Raw genomic sequence first — 17,148 nt, forward strand, 5'->3', positions numbered from 1 at the left:
CCGCGGAAATCGAGATCGGGAGATGTCCGGCAGGACAGAGGGGGGCGCCGTAGCGCACCAACCGGGCAGATTTCGGTAATGCCGTCCAATGGCTAAATCCCGCACCCAGTTCATCTGCCAAAACTGCGGCACCGTCCACACGCGCTGGGCGGGCAAGTGCGATGCGTGCGGCGAGTGGAACACGCTCGTCGAGGAAGGCTCCAATTCCGGCATCGGTGCGGGTCCGGGGTCGCTGCGCTCCTCGCGCAAGGGCCGGATCGTCGCGCTGACGACGCTGTCGGGCGAGATCGAGGAGGCGCCGCGGATTTCGACCGGCATCAGCGAACTCGACCGGGCGACGGGCGGCGGGTTCGTGCGCGGGTCGGCGCTGCTGGTTGGCGGCGATCCGGGCATCGGCAAGTCGACGCTGCTGACGCAGGCCGCCGCCGCACTGGCGCGCCGGGGCCATCGCATCGTCTACGTGTCCGGCGAGGAGGCGGTGGCGCAGATCCGGCTGCGCGCGCAGCGGCTGCACGCGGCCGACACGAGCGTGGAACTCGCCGCCGAAACCAATGTCGAGGACATTCTCGCGACGATTTCCGAGGGCAAGCGGCCGGACCTCGTCATTCTCGATTCGATCCAGACGCTCTGGACCGACCTCGCCGATTCCGCGCCCGGCACGGTGACGCAGGTGCGTGCATCGGCGCAGGCCATGATCCGCTATGCCAAGTCGACGGGCTGCGCGATCGTGCTCGTCGGCCACGTGACCAAGGACGGGCAGATCGCGGGGCCGCGCGTCGTCGAGCACATGGTCGACGGTGTCCTCTATTTCGAAGGCGAAGGCGGGCATCACTACCGCATCCTGCGCACCGTGAAGAACCGCTTCGGGCCGACCGACGAAATCGGCGTCTTCGAGATGTCCGACAAGGGGTTGCGCGAAGTCTCCAATCCGTCCGAGCTCTTTCTCGGCGAACGTTCGACCAAGGCGCCGGGAGCCGCCGTCTTCGCCGGCATCGAGGGCACGCGGCCGGTGCTGGTGGAGATCCAGGCGCTGGTCGCGCCCTCGCCGCTCGGCACGCCGCGGCGCGCGGTGGTGGGGTGGGACAATTCGCGCCTGTCGATGATCCTGGCGGTGCTCGAAGCGCATTGCGGCGTCAGGTTCGCCCAGCATGACGTCTATCTCAACGTCGCAGGCGGCTATCGCATATCCGAGCCTGCGGCCGATCTTGCGGTCGCGGCGGCGCTCGTTTCCTCGCTCACCGGACTTGCCCTGCCTGCCGATTGCGTCTATTTCGGCGAAATCAGCCTTTCGGGGGCCATCCGGCCTGTCGCGCATGCGCAGCAGCGCCTCAAGGAAGCCGAAAAGCTGGGCTTTGCTCAGGCCGTCATGCCGCAGACGAGCGAAGAGGCGAGCAAGGGGGCGAACGGGCGTTTCGCGCAGCTTTCGCAGCTTGCGGATCTCGTCGTGCGCATCGCCGGCAGGCGCAAGCCGCAGGACGATTAGGAATTGGAACGAGCCGGCAGGCAGAGCCGCCGGCAGGTGAACGGAGCTTCAATGCCGATTACGCTGCTGGACGGAATTCTCGTCGGCTTCACCCTCGTTTCGGCGATGCTCGCCATGGTTCGCGGCTTCTCGCGCGAAGTGCTGTCGATCGCGTCCTGGGTCGCGGCCGCCGCGGCGGCATTCTACTTCCATCCGCTTCTGGTGCCTTACGTCGCGCCCTATATCGACAATGCGCAGCTCGCGCTCTTCGCGGCTGCAGCCATCGTGTTCTTCATTGCGCTGATCATCGTCACCGTGATCACCATGAAGGTGGCGGATTTCATCATCGACAGCCGCGTCGGCGCGCTCGACCGCACGCTCGGCTTCGTCTACGGCGCCGCCCGCGGCATCCTGGTCGTCGCCGTCGCCTTCCTGTTCTTCTCGTGGCTGGTCGGCTCCAACCAGCCGGGCTGGGTCGCGGAAGCCAAGTCACGACCGCTTCTCGAAGGCATCGGCACCTGGCTCGAGGGCGTGCTGCCCGACGATCCTGAAAATTCGCTCATCGATCGGCTCGGCACGAGCGACGACGAGACACCGCCGGCCACCGGCAACTAGATGATCACGCGGCGCCTTTTGGCGCCGCTTCCCTTCGTTCTGAAAGGCAAGATGCCATGGCAGACGCAGACGACACCCCGTTCTCCTCCGGGGGCGACGACCGCTTTCACGACGAATGCGGCGTGTTCGGCATTTTCGGCCGTCAGGACGCGTCGGCAATCGTGACGCTCGGCCTGCACGCGCTCCAGCATCGCGGGCAGGAAGCCGCCGGCATCGTCTCCTATGACGGGACGCAGTTCCATGTTGAACGGCATATCGGCCTGATCGGCGACACCTTCACCAAGCAATCCGTGATCGACCGCCTGCAAGGCTCGCGCGCCATCGGCCATACGCGCTACGCGACGACCGGCGGCTCGGGCCTGCGCAACGTGCAGCCCTTCTTCGCCGAACTCGCCGATGGCGGGCTCGCCGTCGCGCATAATGGCAACATCACCAACGCCATGACCGTGCAGCGCCGGCTGCAGAAGGAAGGCTCGATCTTCTCGTCGACCTCCGACACCGAGACGATCCTGCACCTGATCGCAACGTCGAAGGAACGCGACACGAATTCGCGCTTCATCGAGGCGGTGCGCCAGCTCGAAGGCGCGTTCTCGCTCGTGGCCCTGACGTCGAAGAAGATGATCGGCTGCCGCGACCCGCTCGGCATCCGCCCGCTCGTTTTGGGCGATCTCGACGGCGCCTACATCTTCGCGTCCGAGACCTGCGCGCTCGACATCATGGGCGCGCGGTTCGTCCGCGACCTGAAGCCCGGCGAGATGGTGGTCGTGACCACCAAGGGGCTGGAAAGCTTCTTCCCGTTCGAGCAGGTGAAGCCGCGTTTCTGCGTCTTCGAATATGTCTATTTCGCCCGGCCGGATTCCTCGGTCGAGGGCCGCAACGTCTATGACGTGCGCAAGCAGATCGGCGTCGAGCTGGCGCGCGAAAGCCCCGTCGAGGCCGACATCGTCGTGCCGGTGCCCGATTCGGGCACGCCGGCGGCGATCGGCTTTGCGCAGGAGGCCAAGCTTCCCTTCGAGCTCGGCATCATCCGCAACCACTATGTCGGTCGCACCTTCATCCAGCCGTCCGATTCGATCCGCCACATGGGCGTCAAGCTCAAGCACAACGCCAACCGCCGCATGATCGAGGGCAAGCGCGTCGTGCTCGTCGACGATTCGATCGTGCGGGGCACGACCAGCCAGAAGATCGTGCAGATGGTGCGCGATGCGGGGGCGCGGGAAGTCCACATGCGCATCGCCTCGCCGCCGACCCGCGCCTCGTGCTTCTACGGCGTCGACACGCCGGAGACGGCCAAGCTTCTCGCCAGCCGCATGTCGGTGGAGGAGATGGCGGAGTTCATCCGGGTCGATTCGCTCGGCTTCCTGTCGATCGACGGGCTTTACCGCGCGGTGGGCGAGCCTGCCCGCGACAATGAGCAGCCGCAATTCTGCGACGCCTGCTTCACCACGCAATACCCGACGCGCCTGACCGATCTCGACGGCGTCGACAATGTACGCACGCTCTCGCTGCTTGCGAACAACGGGCAATAACAGACGGACAAGATGACGGAAAAGCTCGACCTTCAAGGGCGCGTCGCGCTCGTGACCGGCGCCTCGCGCGGCATCGGCTACCATGTCGCCAAGGAGTTGGCCGCGGCCGGCGCACATGTGATCGCGGTCGCGCGGACCGTCGGCGGACTGGAAGAACTCGACGACGAAATCCAGGCGGCCGGTGGACAGGCGACGCTCGTTCCGCTCGACCTGATGGACATGCCGGGCATCGACCGGCTCGGCGGCGCCATCTTCGATCGCTGGGGCAAGCTCGACATCCTCGTCGCCAATGCCGGCATTCTCGGCATCATCGCGCCGATCGGCCATGTCGAGGCGAAGGTGTTCGACAAGGTGATGGCGACGAACGTGACCGGCACATGGCGGCTGATCCGCTCGGTCGATCCGCTCCTGCGGAAATCCGACGCCGGTCGTGCCATCGTGATGACATCCGACCTCGCGGCGCATCCACGCGCCTATTGGGGGCCGTTCGCCGCATCCAAGGCCGCCGTCGATGCGATGGTCAAAAGCTGGGCGCTTGAGACGCAGAACTCGGCGCTGCGCGTCAATCTCGTCGACCCAGGTCCGACGCGCACCGCGCACCGCGCGCTGGCGATGCCCGGCGAAGACCCCAAGACCATCCCGCACCCCTCCGAGATCGCCGCGCGGATCGCGGCGACGGTTTCGCCAAACGTCAACGAGACGGGGCGGCTGTTTTCGGTGCGCGAGAACCGCTTTCTCGATTAGGCCGCGGTGACCGTCAGTTCCGGCTTGGTATTGATCGTCTGGAAGACGACGCAGTAGCGCTCGGTCAGCTTCAACAGCGCGTCGATGCGCTCCTGCGGTTCATCGGTGTCGAGATGGAAATTGAGACGGATCGACTGGAAGCCGACCGGCGCATCCTTCGCAACGCCGAGGGTGCCGCGGAAATCGAGATCGCCTTCGGCTTCGACCCGCGCATTGCCGAGCCGGAATTCGAGCGCGGTCGCGACGGCCTTCAGCGTGACACCGGCGCAGGCGACGAGCGCTTCGAGCAGCATGTCGCCCGAGCACAGCTCAGCGCCAGAGCCGCCGGTCGCGGGATGCAGCCCGGCCATTTCGAGCGCCCTGCCCGTCTCGACCTTGCAGGCGATCGACTGATCGTCGAGCGTGCCCCGCGCCTTGAGCGTGACGATGGCGGCCTTCGCATCGTCCTTGTAGCGGGCCTTGAGCGGCGCTTGCAGGGTCTTCAGTTCCGTCGAATCCATGACTATCTCCCAATATGTTCTCAATGCTAACTGCCCATTGGTCAGGCCGCCAGCGGAACAAGCGGGGCGGCATCCGGATTGACGTGGACTGCCATTCGGCTACCCTCCGCGCCAACGGCCGACAAGAGCCGCTTGGCCTCGAGAGGTTGGAGGTGCGGCAATGCTCCAGACCGTTCTGATCATCGCTGGGATTCTGGCGTCATGGGCCGCGTTTGCGGCGTGGCTGTCGCATCGGCAGGGTATTTCGCTGCATCAGGCGCTGCTCTATGCACCGCTGAAACTCGCCTTCCGGATCGACGATTCGTCGCTGCGGGCCGCGCAGACGCCCGGTCCTGTGATCTATGCGATCTCGCACCAGTCGCGGCTCGATCCGGCGCTGATGCTGTCGGTCCTGCCCAACGATACCCTGCACATTCTCGATGAGCCGTCGGCGCGCGCGATGTGGCTGGAGCCGTGGCGCGAGCTCGCGCGCACCATCGCCTTCAAGGCGCAGCACGTCTTCGTCAACCGCCGCCTGACCCGGCGCCTCAAGGGAAACGGCCGGCTCGCTGTCTATTTTCCCTTCGACGCCGAACCGGACGTGAAGAGCTTCCGGCTCTATCGTGCCGTCGCGAAGATCGCCGTTTCGGCGGATGCCAAGGTGGTTCCGATCTATATTCGCGGTTCGAGCCACCTGCCCGGCGCCTATGAGCCCGCGGCCAAGACGCCGCGCCAGCTTTTGCCGAAACTGAAGATCATGGCGTTGCCGGCGCGTACGATCAGCGAACTGGTCGATGAGGCTGGGCCGATCGGCGTGACGACGTCGAATGCACTGTTCGACCGCGTCGCCGAGGCGCGCTTCTTCAGCCAGGGCCGGCCGAAGACGATCTTCCATGCCGTGCGCAGCGCGGCGCTTCTTTATGGCGCGGGGCGCGTGATCGCCGAGGACGTTGCCGGCGACAAGCTCACCTATCGCGCGCTTTTCGCCAGATCGCGGATGCTGTCGGGCAAGCTGGTCGAGATCGGCACAAGCGGCGACATCGTCGGGCTTCTGCTGCCCAATGCCGCGCAGAGCATGGCGGTATTTCTGGCGCTGCAATCGGCGGGTCGTGTCGTTGCGATGATGGGGTCGGGCGTCGGCCCGGTCGATCTGGTGCGCGACGGCACGATCCGCTTCGTCGTCACCTCCCGCTCCCATGTAGAGAAGGCGCGGCTCGGCGAGGACATTGCGGCCATCACGGCGGCCGGTGGACGCGTCGTCTATGTCGAGGATCTCGAAGACTCCGTGACCGCGGTGGAGCGGGTTGCCGGCTGGTTCGCCTGGCGCGCGCGCCGCCTGCCCCGCCTGGCCGACGACGCGGCTGTCGTGCTTTTCAAACAGACGCCGGACGGACAGCGCGGCGTTGTGCTCAGCCATGCCAACCTGATCGCGAACGCCGCGCAGATCGAGGCGCGACTGGTGCTTTCGCGCAGCGACACGATCCTCTCGGTCCTGCCGCTCCATACCGCGCTCGGCCTGACCGTCGGGCTGATCCTGCCGTTGATGAAGGGCGTGCGCGCGCTCGCCTACCCCTCGCCGCTTCATATGCGCCAGATTCCGCAGGTCGCAGCGACGCGCCGGCCGACGATCCTGTTCGCCACGGACGCGCTGCTGTCAGCCTATGGCAAGGCCGCGCAAACCTCGGATTTCGAAAGCCTGCGCCTGATCGTTTCCGGCGGCGAAAGGCTGCGTGTCGCGACGCGGCAGCTCTGGGTCGACCGCTTCGGCAAGACCATCATGGAAGGATACGGACTGACGGAGGCTTCGCCCGTCGTCGCGGTCAACTCTATCACCCATGGCCGGCCCGGCACGGTCGGCCGGCTTTTGCCCGGTATGCGGATGCGGCTCGAACCGATCGAAGGATTCGAACAGGGCGGGCGGCTGCAGATTTCGGGCCCGAACATCGCGAAGCGCTATCTGGGGACCGAGGAGCCGATCGCCGGCAATGGCTGGTTCGACACGGGCGACATCGTTTCGGTCGATCGAGAGGGTTACCTGACCGCGCTCGGCCGCGCCGGCCGTCTTGCTGCGGCGGACGGGTCGATGATCTCGCTGGCGCAGGTCGAGGAAGCAGCAGAAGCGGTCTGGCCGGAGGCGGTCCATGCCGCCATCGCGCTCAAATCCCCCACCGGCGGTGACCGGATCGTGCTTGTGACGACGGAACCGGAAGCCGATCGCGCGGTGCTGGCGCGTCAGTGGAAGCGGCTCGGTTTCGAGGCCGGCGCCCTGCCCGCGACGGTGCTGTCCGTGCGGTCGATGCCCACGACGGCCAATGGCCGGGTCGACTATGCGAAACTCGCGGAGCTGGCCGAGGAAGCGCTCGGCCTAAGCAGCGCCGCCTGAATTGTCTTCGGTCGTCATCTGCGCATCGCGGTCGGCACGTTCGGCGCGGCGCGCATAGGCGCGAACGCTGAAGGGCAGCATGGCGAAATAGGCCGCTGCCGTCAGTGCCAGCGTCGTCCAGGTGTAGCTGAACAAAAGCGCGACATAGCCGACGATCGCCAGCATCAAGGGCAGGACCAGGTCACGGCGCACGCGCATGCCGCTCGACTTGCCCGAATAGACCGGCAACTGGCTGACCAGAAGCAGCGCGACGCAAACGGTGAAGGCGGCGGCGACGAAGCCGAAGGTCTGGTTCACCGGAACGCCGATCAGGCCGAGATAGACCGGCATCAGGACGAGTAGCGCGCCGGCAGGCGCCGGCACGCCGACGAAATAGTCGTTCTGCCACGCCGGGCGGTCGGGATCGTCGAGCATGACGTTGAAGCGCGCGAGACGCAGGCAGCAGGCGATGGCGAAGACGAGCGCCGCAGTCCAGCCGACCGCTCCGGCGCTGTCGAGCACATACGCATAAAGCACAAGAGCCGGGGCCACGCCGAAATTCATGATGTCGGCGAGCGAATCCATCTGCGCGCCGAAATTCGAGCTCGCCTTGAGCATCCTCGCCAAACGACCGTCGAGCGCGTCGAGGAATGCGGCGACCAGCACCATCGCCACTGCGATCTCGAACCTGCCCTCGAAAGCGAGGCGGATGCCGGACAGGCCGGCGCAGATCGCCAGAACGGTGACGAGGTTCGGCAGGATCAGACGCAGCGGAATTTCGCGCAAACGTGGGCTGCGGCGACGCCCGTTCGGATCGTAGGGTGCGAAAGGCCCCTTCACGAGACGCGCACCAGCGGCGGCGTGATCGAGGCGTCGAATTCAGCGATGATCGTCTCGCCCGCCACCGCCGTCTGGCCGACATGGACGCGGGTGACGGCCTTGCGCGGCAAATAGACGTCGAGGCGCGAGCCGAAGCGGATGATGCCGAAGCGTTCGCCGATGCCGATGTCGCTGTCCGCGTCGGCCCAGCAAACGATGCGGCGGGCGACGAGCCCGGCGACCTGCACCACGCCCACCTGCCCGTTCGGGCTTTCGATGACGAGGCCGTTGCGCTCGTTCTCGCTGCTCGCCTTGTCGAGTTCGGCATTGACGAACTTGCCGGCGCGATACTCGATCTTCGAGATGCGGCCGCGCACCGGGGCGCGGTTCACGTGGCAGTTGAAGACGTTCATGAAGACCGAGATGCGCGTCATCTCCTCAGCGCCGAGGCCGAGTTCACGCGGCGGGACGGCGGGTCCGACGGCCGAGACCATGCCGTCGGCCGGGCTCACGACCAGCTTGTCATCGACGGGGGTGACGCGTTCGGGATCGCGGAAAAAGTACGTGCACCACGCGGTGAGGATCAGGCCGAGCCAGAAGAGCGTGGTCGAGAATATGCCGAGCAGCAGCGTCACGCCCGCAAAAATCGCGATGAACGGATAGCCCTCGCGGTTGATCGGGACGAAAGTGTTCTTGATCGTGGTGACGAGGCTCATGAATCCGCTGCTTTGGTCAAGTTGGGAATGGCGTCCTGATTAGACGAACATCCCCCAACCCGCAACGCATCACTCCGCCGGCTGTTCCTCGGCAATTTCCGGCGTGCGGCGGCGGACGACGACGCCGTACTCGTCCTCCTCGCGCGCCTTGCGCAGCTTTTCCTCCGCCTCGGTCGCTTCGCGCTGACGCGCCCACATCGCCGAATAGAGCCCGTCGGCCAGAAGAAGGTCGGCATGACGGCCACGCTCTGCGATCATGCCGTCCTGGAGGACGATGATCTCGTCGGCGCCGATCACGGTCGACAGGCGGTGCGCGATGACTATGGTGGTGCGGCCTTTCGAAACGAGGTCGAGCGCGGCCTGGATTTCCTGCTCGGTGTGGGTGTCGAGCGCCGACGTCGCCTCGTCGAGGATCAGGATCGGCGGGGCCTTGAGGATGGTGCGCGCGATCGCGACGCGCTGCTTCTCGCCGCCCGAAAGCTTCAGCCCACGCTCGCCGACCATCGCCTTGTAGCCGTCCGGCAGACGCTCGATGAACGGGCCGATCTGCGCGAGTTCGGCGGCGCGGCGGACCTCGTCCTCGCCGGCCGAGACGCGGCCGTAGCGGATATTGTAGGCGATGGTGTCGTTGAAGAGCACCGTGTCCTGCGGGACCATGCCGATGGCGGCGCGCAGGCTCTCCTGTGTCACGTCGCGCACGTCCTGGCCGTCGATGGTGATCGCGCCCGAGCCGATGTCGTAGAAGCGGTAGAGAAGCCGCGAGACGGTCGACTTGCCGGCACCGGACGGGCCGACGATCGCCACCGTCTTGCCGGCCGGCACCTCGAACGAAACGCCCTTCAGGATCGGCCGCGCCGGATCGTAGGCGAAATGCACGTCGTCGAAGCGGACCGTCGCCTCCTTGATGGCCAGCGCCGTGGCGTCGGGCCTGTCTGTGACCTCCTGCGGCACGTCCAGCAGGTCGAACATGTTCTCGATATCGGTCAGGCCCTGGCGGATTTCGCGATAGATGAAACCGATGAAGTTAAGCGGCACGGACAACTGCATCAGCATCGCGTTGATGAAGACGAAATCGCCGAGCGTGTGGGTGCCGCGCGCGACCTCCCAGGCCGACAGCGCCATGACGAGCGCCATGCCGACGCCGAAAATGACGCCCTGGCCGAAATTCAGCCAGCCGAGCGAGGTCCAGGTCTTGGTCGCCGCGTCCTCGTAGCGCGCCATCGACTTGTCGAAGCGGCCGGCTTCCATCTTCTCGTTGCCGAAATATTTGACCGTCTCGAAGTTCAGGAGCGAATCGATCGCCTTGGTGTTGGCATCGGTGTCGCTGTCGTTCATCTCGCGGCGGATCTGGATGCGCCAGTCCGACGCCTTGACCGTGAACCAGGTGTAGAGCCAGACCGTGACGGCGATGATGGCGACGTAGATCCAGCCATAGGCGACGGCGAAGATGATCGCGGTCAGCGCGAATTCGAGGATCGTCGGCACCGTATTCAAGATGGTGAAGCGGACGATCGATTCGATGCCCTTGGTGCCGCGCTCGATGATGCGCGACAGGCCGCCGGTGCGTCGCTCCAGATGGAAGCGCAGCGACAGTTCGTGCATGTGGACGAAGGTCTTGTAGGCAAGCTGGCGCACCGCGTGCTGGCCGACCTTGGCGAACAACGCGTCGCGCAACTGGTTGAAGCCGAGCTGGACGATGCGCACGACATTGTAGGCGAGCACCAGCATGACCGGCGCGACGAGGATCGCGGGGATCATGGCGGGGGCGGAAAATTCGCCGTTCAGCGCGTCCGTCGCCCATTTGAAGAAATAGGGCACGAGGACGAGGATCAGCTTGGCGACGACGAGGAAAACCGTCGCCCAGACGACGCGCATCTTCAAATCCGGCCTGTCGTCGGGCCACATATAGGGCCACAGATTGACCAGCGTCGCGAAGACGGAGCCGCTTTCGGCCGATACGGTCTTAGATGCCAATTTTATTGTCCTGCGAAGAGTGGGTTGCCGCGGCATGGTTGGCGCAGCACATGTCGATCAGACCGGCGACGCCGCGCGACAGACTGGCCAATGCCTCACGGTCGACCTCATAACGCGAACGCGGCCGCTCGGGGCGATAGGTCACCAGCCCGACCTCGACCAGAACCTTCAAATGCTGGGAGACCGTCGACTGGGCGAGGTCCAGACATTCGACGACCTCCTTGCAGCAGCAAGCAGGCCGGGAGGACAGGTGCTTCAAAATGTGCAGCCGCGCGGGGTGTGCGAGGGCGCCAAGCCGGGCCGCCATCTGGTCGGCATTGCAAATCTGATCGTCTTTCATCGTTCATCGTCGATATACGATGAACGATGAAATGGCAAGGTCGCCTCAGCGGCGACGCTTGCGATTACTGCGTGTCGGTCAGCGGTGCGATCTGGTCGGACACCGTGCTCATATCCGCCTTTTCGCCTTCCTCGGTCTCGTCGGGAACGGCGAAGATCTGCCCCGGCCAGATCATGTCCGGGTCGCGGATCTGCTCCTGGTTGGCCAGATAGATGGTCGAATAGCGCACGCCGCGCCCGTAGACGCGACGCGAAATCCGCCAGAGCGTGTCGCCGCGCCGGATGATGACGGCGCCGTCGGCAGCCTGAAGCGGCTCGGCCATCGTCTCCTCTATGGCAGCAGCCGCAGTTTCGTCCGCGCCTCCGGTCGAGGCGTTCGGAGCAGCCGCATTTTCCGGGGCGTCATCGTTGCGCGACCCGTCGGCTGTCTCCGCGTCGGGGGCGGTTGCGACTTCGGGCGCTTCTTGCACCGGAGCGGTGTCGGATTCCGGCGACGACGCCATGCCGGTCGACGCGGCGGCACCTTCGCCGCTCTGTGCGGAAGCGGTCGGAACAGCCTGCCCGGAGACCGCATCCGGCGTCAATCCCGCATTTGCGGGCGCGCGTTCGGCGGGCGCGACGGCTGCCACCGCCTCGCCCGGTTCGCGCTGGAACGGGACGGCAGCACGTGCCGTGACCTCGCCGCTCGACCCAATGATATCGGCGCGCACGATGTAGTCCCCCACGGGCAATTCGGTCTGCGTCTCGACGAGGAACCGCCCGCCTTCGGATACGCGCGCCTCGCCGAGCAGGATTTCGTTCGCATAGACGCGCACGGTCGTCCCGGCGGCGCCGCGTCCCGCGACGAACACCGTGCCACCCTCGATCTCGATCGCCTCGACGGCAAGCGCGTTTCGCGGGCTGGCGGGGCGGGCCTGAGTCGGCGATGTCTGAGGATCGGATCGGGCCGCCAGTTGCTGTTCGCTTTCGCCCTCCGCGACGGCCGGTTCGGCCTCCGGCTCGCCCGGTGCATCCATTTCGGCGGCGTCTTGCGGCGAACCATCGGCCGGATCGGTAGCGTCCGGCGCGTCGGCGGCGGCCGTCTGTTCCGAGGCATCTGCGAGAGGCTCGTCTTCGACCGCTTCGTCGGTAGCCGGCGTCTCGGGCAAAGCCTCGATCGCGGGCGTCGCGTCAGCCTGCGTATCGGCTTCAGGCACGGTGATCAGACGAGAAGGCGCGCCGGGTTCCTCGACAAGCGCCAGAACCTGTCCGTCCTGCGAATCCGGCACGGACACGACGGCCGTTTCGAGCGATGTCGTGACCAGCCCCTCGCCAGGGCCGGTCGAGCGCAGAACGATCTGATAGTCTCCCGGACGCAGCGCATCGTCGAGCACGGCGGCAAAATTGCCGGACGGTCCCACTTCGGCGCGGGCGATGATCTCGGCGCCCGCCACGACCTCTATGTCGGAATTCGGCTCGGCGCTGCCGGCGATCACCATCGATCCGTCGGGCTCGACGCGCACGATGTCGAAGGACGGCACCACGAGGTCCGCATCGGCCGCATCCGGCTCGGCCACGGCCGCGACGTCCGCCGGCTCGGCGGTTTCCGAGGGTGCGGCGTCGACGGCCTCGCCATCTGTGGCAGGCTCTTCCTCCGCCGGCGCAACTGCCGCCTGCGGCTCGTCAGGCTCGGCAGCGGCCATCGGCGCAGAGCTTTCCTCCACGGCCCACGGATCATAGATGCCTGTGTAATAGACCGTTCCGACCGCAGCGGTGGAACCGCCTGCGGCGAACAACAGGATTTTCAGCCAGTTCGCGACCATTCGTGCCTTCCCGGGACCGGTCTCAAAGCCGGCAAAGCCCGGTTTATCCGGTTTCCCGCACCGCTACAAGAAAAAGGCCACGTCCAAGACTTGACCTCGCCGAGCACGGGCCTACCCATTGGGGCCATGAGCACGATTCGATCCATCTGCGTTTATTGCGGGTCCTCGCCGGGCAACAGCCCCATCTATCTCGAAGCTGGCCGCACGCTCGGCCGCGCCATCGCCGATGCAGGGTTGACGCTCGTCTATGGCGGCGGGCTGAAGGGCATCATGGGCGCCGTCGCCAATGGTGCGATCGAGCGCGGCGGACATGTGACGGGCATCATTCCCCGCTTCCTGATCCGCAAGGAAGCAGGCGACGAGGCCGGGCTCGACCATCTCGACGAAGTGATCCTGACCGAGGACATGCACGAGCGAAAGCACGCCATGTTCGAACGCTCGGATTCGTTCGTTGCCCTTCCCGGCGGCATCGGGACTGTCGAGGAGATTGTCGAGATCATGACCTGGGCGCAGCTCGGGCGGCACCAGAAGCCGATGGTATTCGGCAATGTCGCCGGTTTCTGGAACCCGATGCTGGCGCTGATCGACCACATGAAGGCCGAGGGTTTCATTCACTCGCAGCACATGGTGCGCCCGCTCGTCGTGGCCGAACCCGGCCGCATCGTGCCGGCGATCCTCGACGCCGCCGCACCGTCCGCCGACGCTAAGGGCGATCCGGAAATCATCGAACGGATGTAGCCGCGACCGCCTCGGCTGCGCTCGCCCGGCGCTGCGTGAACATCGACCAGGTGTAGATCGCCAGCGCCGTCCAGATGAAGCCAAAGGCGACCAGCCGCGCGGTGCCGAAAGGCTCCCCGAAGACGAAGACCGCGATGATCGCGATCATGGTCGGCGCGATGTACTGCATGATGCCGATCGACGAAATCTTCAGAAGCTTCGCGCCGAACGCGTAGAGAACGAGCGGAATGGCGGTGATCGGACCGCACAGGACGAGCAGCGCCATGTCGAGCGGCATGTCGAGCCTGAAGCTGTTGGCGCCGGTGGTGGCAAGGTAGCCGATCCACAGTACGGCCGGCGCGGTCAGGATCAGCACTTCGAGGAAGAACCCCTGGCTCGGCCCGATCGGCAGTGTCTTGCGCAGGAAGCCGTAGCCCGCAAAGCTCAATGCGAGCACCAGCGAGACCCATGGCAGGCCACCCGCGTCCCAGGTCAGGATCGCGACGGCGACAGCCGCCAGCCCAACGGCGACGAGTTGCGCCCGCGACAGACGCTCCCCCAGCAGCACCGCGCCCATGACCACCGTCACCAACGGGTTGATGTAGTAGCCGAGCGCCGTCTCGACCGTGCGATCGACGGCGATCGCCCAGATGTAGACACCCCAGTTGATCGAGATCAGCGCCGCCGTCAGCGACGCCATCAGGAGCGTGCGCGGCGAGCGCAGCGCCGGGCCGATATCGCCCGTGCGGCCCATGGCGACGAGGATCATCGCCGCGACGGGCAGCGACCAGACGACCCGATGCGCAACGATCTCCGAAGCCGGCACATGGTCGAGCGCCTTCATCAAAAGCGGCATGAACCCCCAGAGAAGATAGGCCGCGCCGGCGAACGCGAAGCCGCGCAGGGGTTCGGGCTGTTCGGCCAGAATCGGGACGTGAGGTGCGTTCATGTCGGTTTGCGTCGCTCCATTCAGCGCGGCCGGTGTCGCACGGTGCGCCGGGCGCGACCATCGCAAATCATTGATGCACCAATCGCATCTGGTTGATGGTGCAATCAGGCCGCAACGATCGCGGGCGCCTCGCCCGCCTTGACCAGCTTGTAGACGATGGAATCGAGAAGCGCCTGGAACGAGGCGTCGATGATGTTGTCGGAGACGCCCACGGTCCACCATCGCGCGCCGGTGGCGTCGTGAGATTCGATCAGGACGCGGGTAATCGCCTCGGTGCCGCCATTGAGGATACGCACCTTGTAGTCGACGAGCTCGAGGTCCTCGATCTCGGCCTGGAACTTGCCCAGATCCTTGCGCAGCGCCAGATCAAGCGCGTTGACCGGGCCGTGGCCCTCGGCCACCGACATCTTCTCCTCGCCGTCGACGGTCAGCTTCACGATCGCCTCGGAAATCGTCTTCAACTGTCCGTTGGCATCGAAGCGGCGCTCGACCATGCAGCGGAAACTGTCGACCTTGAAGAACTCCGGCACGCGCCCGAGTGTGCGCCGCGCCAGGAGTTCGAAGCTCGCATCGGCGCCCTCATAGGCATAGCCCTCCGCCTCGCGCTCCTTGACCAGAGAAATCAGCGTGTCGAGCCGCGGATCGGCCTTGTCGACCGCGATGCCGCGGCGTTTCAGTTCGGCGATGAAGTTCGACTTGCCGCCCTGGTCGGACACCATGACCTTGCGCGCATTGCCGACCGTCTCCGGCGGCACATGCTCATAGGTCTGCGGCTCCTTCAGGATCGCCGAGGCGTGGATGCCGGCCTTGGTGGCGAAGGCGGACGCGCCGACATAGGGCGCCTGTGCGTTCGGCGCGCGGTTCAAAAGTTCGTCGAACGCGCGCGACAGGCGGGCAAGGCCCTCCAGCCCCTCCGGGGTGATCGCCGTCTCGAAGCGCTCGGCGAAGGCCGGCTTCAGGACGAGCGTCGGGATGATAGTGACGAGGTTGGCGTTGCCGCAGCGCTCGCCGATGCCGTTCAGCGTGCCCTGCACCTGCCTGACGCCCGCCTCGACGGCCGCGAGCGAATTGGCAACGGCCTGGCCGGTGTCGTCATGGGCGTGGATGCCGAGATGGTCGCCGGGGATGCCGGAAGCGATGACGGCCGCCACGATCTCGCGCACCTCGCCCGGCTGCGTGCCGCCATTGGTGTCGCACAGCACCACCCAACGCGCGCCCGACGCATAGGCGGCTTTCGCGCAGGCCAGCGCATAGGCGGGATTGGCCTTGTAGCCGTCGAAGAAGTGCTCGCAATCGACCATCGCCTCGCGGCCCGCTGCCTTCGCTGCCTCAACGGAGGCGCGGATCGCGTCGAGATTTTCCTCGTTGGTGCAACCGAGGGCGACGCGCACGTGATAGTCCCAGCTCTTGGCAACGAAGCAGATCGCGTCGGCCTTGGCCTGCAGGAGTTCGGCGAGGCCGGGATCGTTCGACGCCGACACCCCTGCCCGCTTGGTCATGCCGAAGGCGACGAAGGAGGACTGCGAGGTGCGCTTCTTCTGGAAGAACGCCGTGTCGGTCGGATTTGCGCCGGGATATCCGCCCTCGACATAATCGATGCCGAACGCATCGAGCATGCCCGCAATCGCGATCTTGTCCTCGACCGAGAAATCGACGCCCGGCGTCTGCTGGCCATCGCGCAAGGTCGTGTCGAAGAGATAGATGCGTTCGCGGGTCATGTCCGGTCCTTCGGCGGCCAGGATTCGGTGTCGTGGTCTGGGTGCTGGAACGACTCCAGATCGGCGAGGAATGAAGCGGCGCCGTCGGTCTCCGTGCGGTCCGAGGACAGCGCCGCGAGATCGTCGACATAGGGCAGCTTCGCCTCGATGCCCCACTGCTTCGTCGGCGCGACCGAGGCCGGATCGTCGAACGCCCCGATGGCGAGCGCGACGCCGTCCGGCGCCTCATAGGTCAAAGGCGTACCGCACTCGGCGCAAAAGCCGCGCAGGACGTGGTTTGATGAGCGATAACGCTTCGGAGCGCCGCGCGTCCATTCGAGGCCGTTCTCGGGTGCTGTCGCGAGCGGTGCGTAAAACGCGCCGAATGCTTTCTGGCACATGCGGCAATGGCAGATGGAGACGGAACCCAGCGCCCCCTCGACCCGAAACCGCACCGCGCCGCACTGGCAGCCGCCGGTATAGACGGGCTTGCTGGGAAGGCTCATGGGTGCGCCTCCAGTTGGGCCTCGGCATCGCGCGCAGTCAGGCCGGCGGCGGTGACGATGTGGAGGCAGACATTGTCGATGTCGCGGAGGATGTCGTCGTTCCAGAAGCGGAGGATGGTCCAGCCGAGATCGCGTAAAGCGGCATCACGATTCTGATCGTAACGAGATTCGGCATGCTGGCTGCCGTCGACTTCCACGACGATCTTTTTCTCGGCGCAGGCGAAATCAACGATATATCCTGCGATCGGCATCTGGCGCTTGAAGCTCAGGCCCATCAGCCGGTGCGCGCGCAATTCGTTCCAGAGCTTGAGTTCGGGGTCGGTCATCGCCTTGCGCATCGACCGGGCGTTTTTGCGATTGGCGGGAGCGACCGGATAGTGATTCACGAGACACCCCCCTCTGGCCTGCCGGCCATCTCCCCCTCAAGGGGGGAGATCA

15 protein-coding genes and 1 pseudogene are annotated in these 17,148 nt (G+C 65.9%); 6 read left to right on the forward strand and 10 right to left on the reverse strand.

What is annotated here, in order from left to right; all coding sequences use genetic code 11:
* The first annotated feature begins 88 nt into the window (after positions 1 to 88).
* Genes radA through ALII_RS0104935 form a run of 4 tightly spaced genes read left to right on the forward strand, consistent with a single transcriptional unit; the run spans position 89 to position 4,350 of the window.
* Positions 89 to 1,483 (forward strand): DNA repair protein RadA, encoded by a 1,395-nt coding sequence (gene radA, locus ALII_RS0104920; RefSeq protein WP_024586212.1) that lies wholly within the window; start codon positions 89 to 91, stop codon positions 1,481 to 1,483.
* A gap of 51 nt (positions 1,484 to 1,534) precedes the next feature.
* Positions 1,535 to 2,077 (forward strand): CvpA family protein, encoded by a 543-nt coding sequence (locus ALII_RS0104925; RefSeq protein WP_024586213.1) that lies wholly within the window; start codon positions 1,535 to 1,537, stop codon positions 2,075 to 2,077.
* Between the two features lie 56 nt (positions 2,078 to 2,133).
* Entirely contained in the window at positions 2,134 to 3,606 is a 1,473-nt protein-coding gene (gene purF, locus ALII_RS0104930; protein WP_024586214.1) for an amidophosphoribosyltransferase, read from the forward strand.
* Between the two features lie 12 nt (positions 3,607 to 3,618).
* Positions 3,619 to 4,350, forward strand: coding sequence for an SDR family NAD(P)-dependent oxidoreductase (locus tag ALII_RS0104935; protein WP_024586215.1), 732 nt, complete (start codon positions 3,619 to 3,621; stop codon positions 4,348 to 4,350).
* Here the strand turns inward: ALII_RS0104935 and ALII_RS0104940 are convergent.
* Positions 4,347 to 4,850 carry an OsmC family protein gene (locus ALII_RS0104940; RefSeq protein ID WP_024586216.1) on the reverse strand — a complete coding sequence of 168 codons (504 nt, stop codon included), beginning with the start codon at positions 4,848 to 4,850 and terminating at the stop codon, positions 4,347 to 4,349. The genes ALII_RS0104935 and ALII_RS0104940 overlap by 4 nt on opposite strands.
* Before the next feature lie 160 nt (positions 4,851 to 5,010).
* Here ALII_RS0104940 and ALII_RS0104945 point away from each other — a divergent pair, with 160 nt between their 5' ends.
* The gene (locus tag ALII_RS0104945) at positions 5,011 to 7,212 is read left to right on the forward strand and encodes an AMP-binding protein (protein WP_024586217.1); all 2,202 of its coding nucleotides are present in this window, start codon (positions 5,011 to 5,013) and stop codon (positions 7,210 to 7,212) included.
* On the opposite strand, the gene ALII_RS0104950 is transcribed toward ALII_RS0104945, so the two are convergent.
* The 5 genes and pseudogenes from ALII_RS0104950 to ALII_RS0104970 form a co-directional block, all read right to left on the reverse strand.
* Positions 7,195 to 8,031 (reverse strand): phosphatidylcholine/phosphatidylserine synthase, encoded by an 837-nt coding sequence (locus ALII_RS0104950; RefSeq protein WP_024586218.1) that lies wholly within the window; start codon positions 8,029 to 8,031, stop codon positions 7,195 to 7,197. The genes ALII_RS0104945 and ALII_RS0104950 overlap by 18 nt on opposite strands.
* Positions 8,028 to 8,738 (reverse strand): annotated as a pseudogene (locus ALII_RS0104955) (phosphatidylserine decarboxylase); the annotation flags it as partial. The gene ALII_RS0104950 and the pseudogene ALII_RS0104955, both read right to left, overlap by 4 nt.
* Before the next feature lie 57 nt (positions 8,739 to 8,795).
* Positions 8,796 to 10,700, reverse strand: coding sequence for an ABC transporter ATP-binding protein/permease (locus ALII_RS0104960; protein ID WP_024586220.1), 1,905 nt, complete (start codon positions 10,698 to 10,700; stop codon positions 8,796 to 8,798).
* Positions 10,690 to 11,040 carry a metalloregulator ArsR/SmtB family transcription factor gene (locus tag ALII_RS0104965; RefSeq protein ID WP_024586221.1) on the reverse strand — a complete coding sequence of 117 codons (351 nt, stop codon included), beginning with the start codon at positions 11,038 to 11,040 and terminating at the stop codon, positions 10,690 to 10,692. The genes ALII_RS0104960 and ALII_RS0104965 overlap by 11 nt, the downstream gene beginning before the upstream one ends.
* 64 nt (positions 11,041 to 11,104) lie before the next feature.
* A complete protein-coding gene (locus ALII_RS0104970) occupies positions 11,105 to 12,841 on the reverse strand; it encodes a LysM peptidoglycan-binding domain-containing protein (RefSeq protein ID WP_024586222.1) in 1,737 nt (578 codons plus the stop codon).
* 126 nt (positions 12,842 to 12,967) lie between these two features.
* Between ALII_RS0104970 and ALII_RS0104975 the strand changes: the two genes are divergently transcribed.
* A complete protein-coding gene (locus ALII_RS0104975) occupies positions 12,968 to 13,579 on the forward strand; it encodes a TIGR00730 family Rossman fold protein (RefSeq protein ID WP_024586223.1) in 612 nt (203 codons plus the stop codon).
* Here the strand turns inward: ALII_RS0104975 and rarD are convergent.
* The 4 genes from rarD to ALII_RS0104995 all read right to left on the reverse strand — a co-directional run bounded on the left by rarD (position 13,563) and on the right by ALII_RS0104995 (position 17,096).
* Entirely contained in the window at positions 13,563 to 14,507 is a 945-nt protein-coding gene (rarD, locus tag ALII_RS0104980) for an EamA family transporter RarD (protein ID WP_024586224.1), read from the reverse strand. The two genes, ALII_RS0104975 and rarD, sit on opposite strands and share 17 nt — an antisense overlap.
* 104 nt (positions 14,508 to 14,611) lie before the next feature.
* Positions 14,612 to 16,225, reverse strand: coding sequence for a citramalate synthase (cimA, locus tag ALII_RS0104985; RefSeq protein WP_024586225.1), 1,614 nt, complete (start codon positions 16,223 to 16,225; stop codon positions 14,612 to 14,614).
* Positions 16,222 to 16,710, reverse strand: a complete 489-nt coding sequence (locus ALII_RS0104990; protein ID WP_024586226.1) for a GFA family protein — start codon at positions 16,708 to 16,710, stop codon at positions 16,222 to 16,224. Before ALII_RS0104990 ends, cimA begins: the two co-directional genes overlap by 4 nt.
* Complete coding sequence (locus ALII_RS0104995; RefSeq protein ID WP_024586227.1) at positions 16,707 to 17,096, reverse strand: endonuclease domain-containing protein; 390 nt, start codon at positions 17,094 to 17,096, stop codon at positions 16,707 to 16,709. The genes ALII_RS0104990 and ALII_RS0104995 overlap by 4 nt, the downstream gene beginning before the upstream one ends.
* Between the last annotated feature and the right edge of the window lie 52 nt (positions 17,097 to 17,148).

The organism is Aliihoeflea sp. 2WW, from assembly GCF_000497755.1.
Classification (GTDB): Bacteria; Pseudomonadota; Alphaproteobacteria; order Rhizobiales; family Rhizobiaceae; genus Aliihoeflea.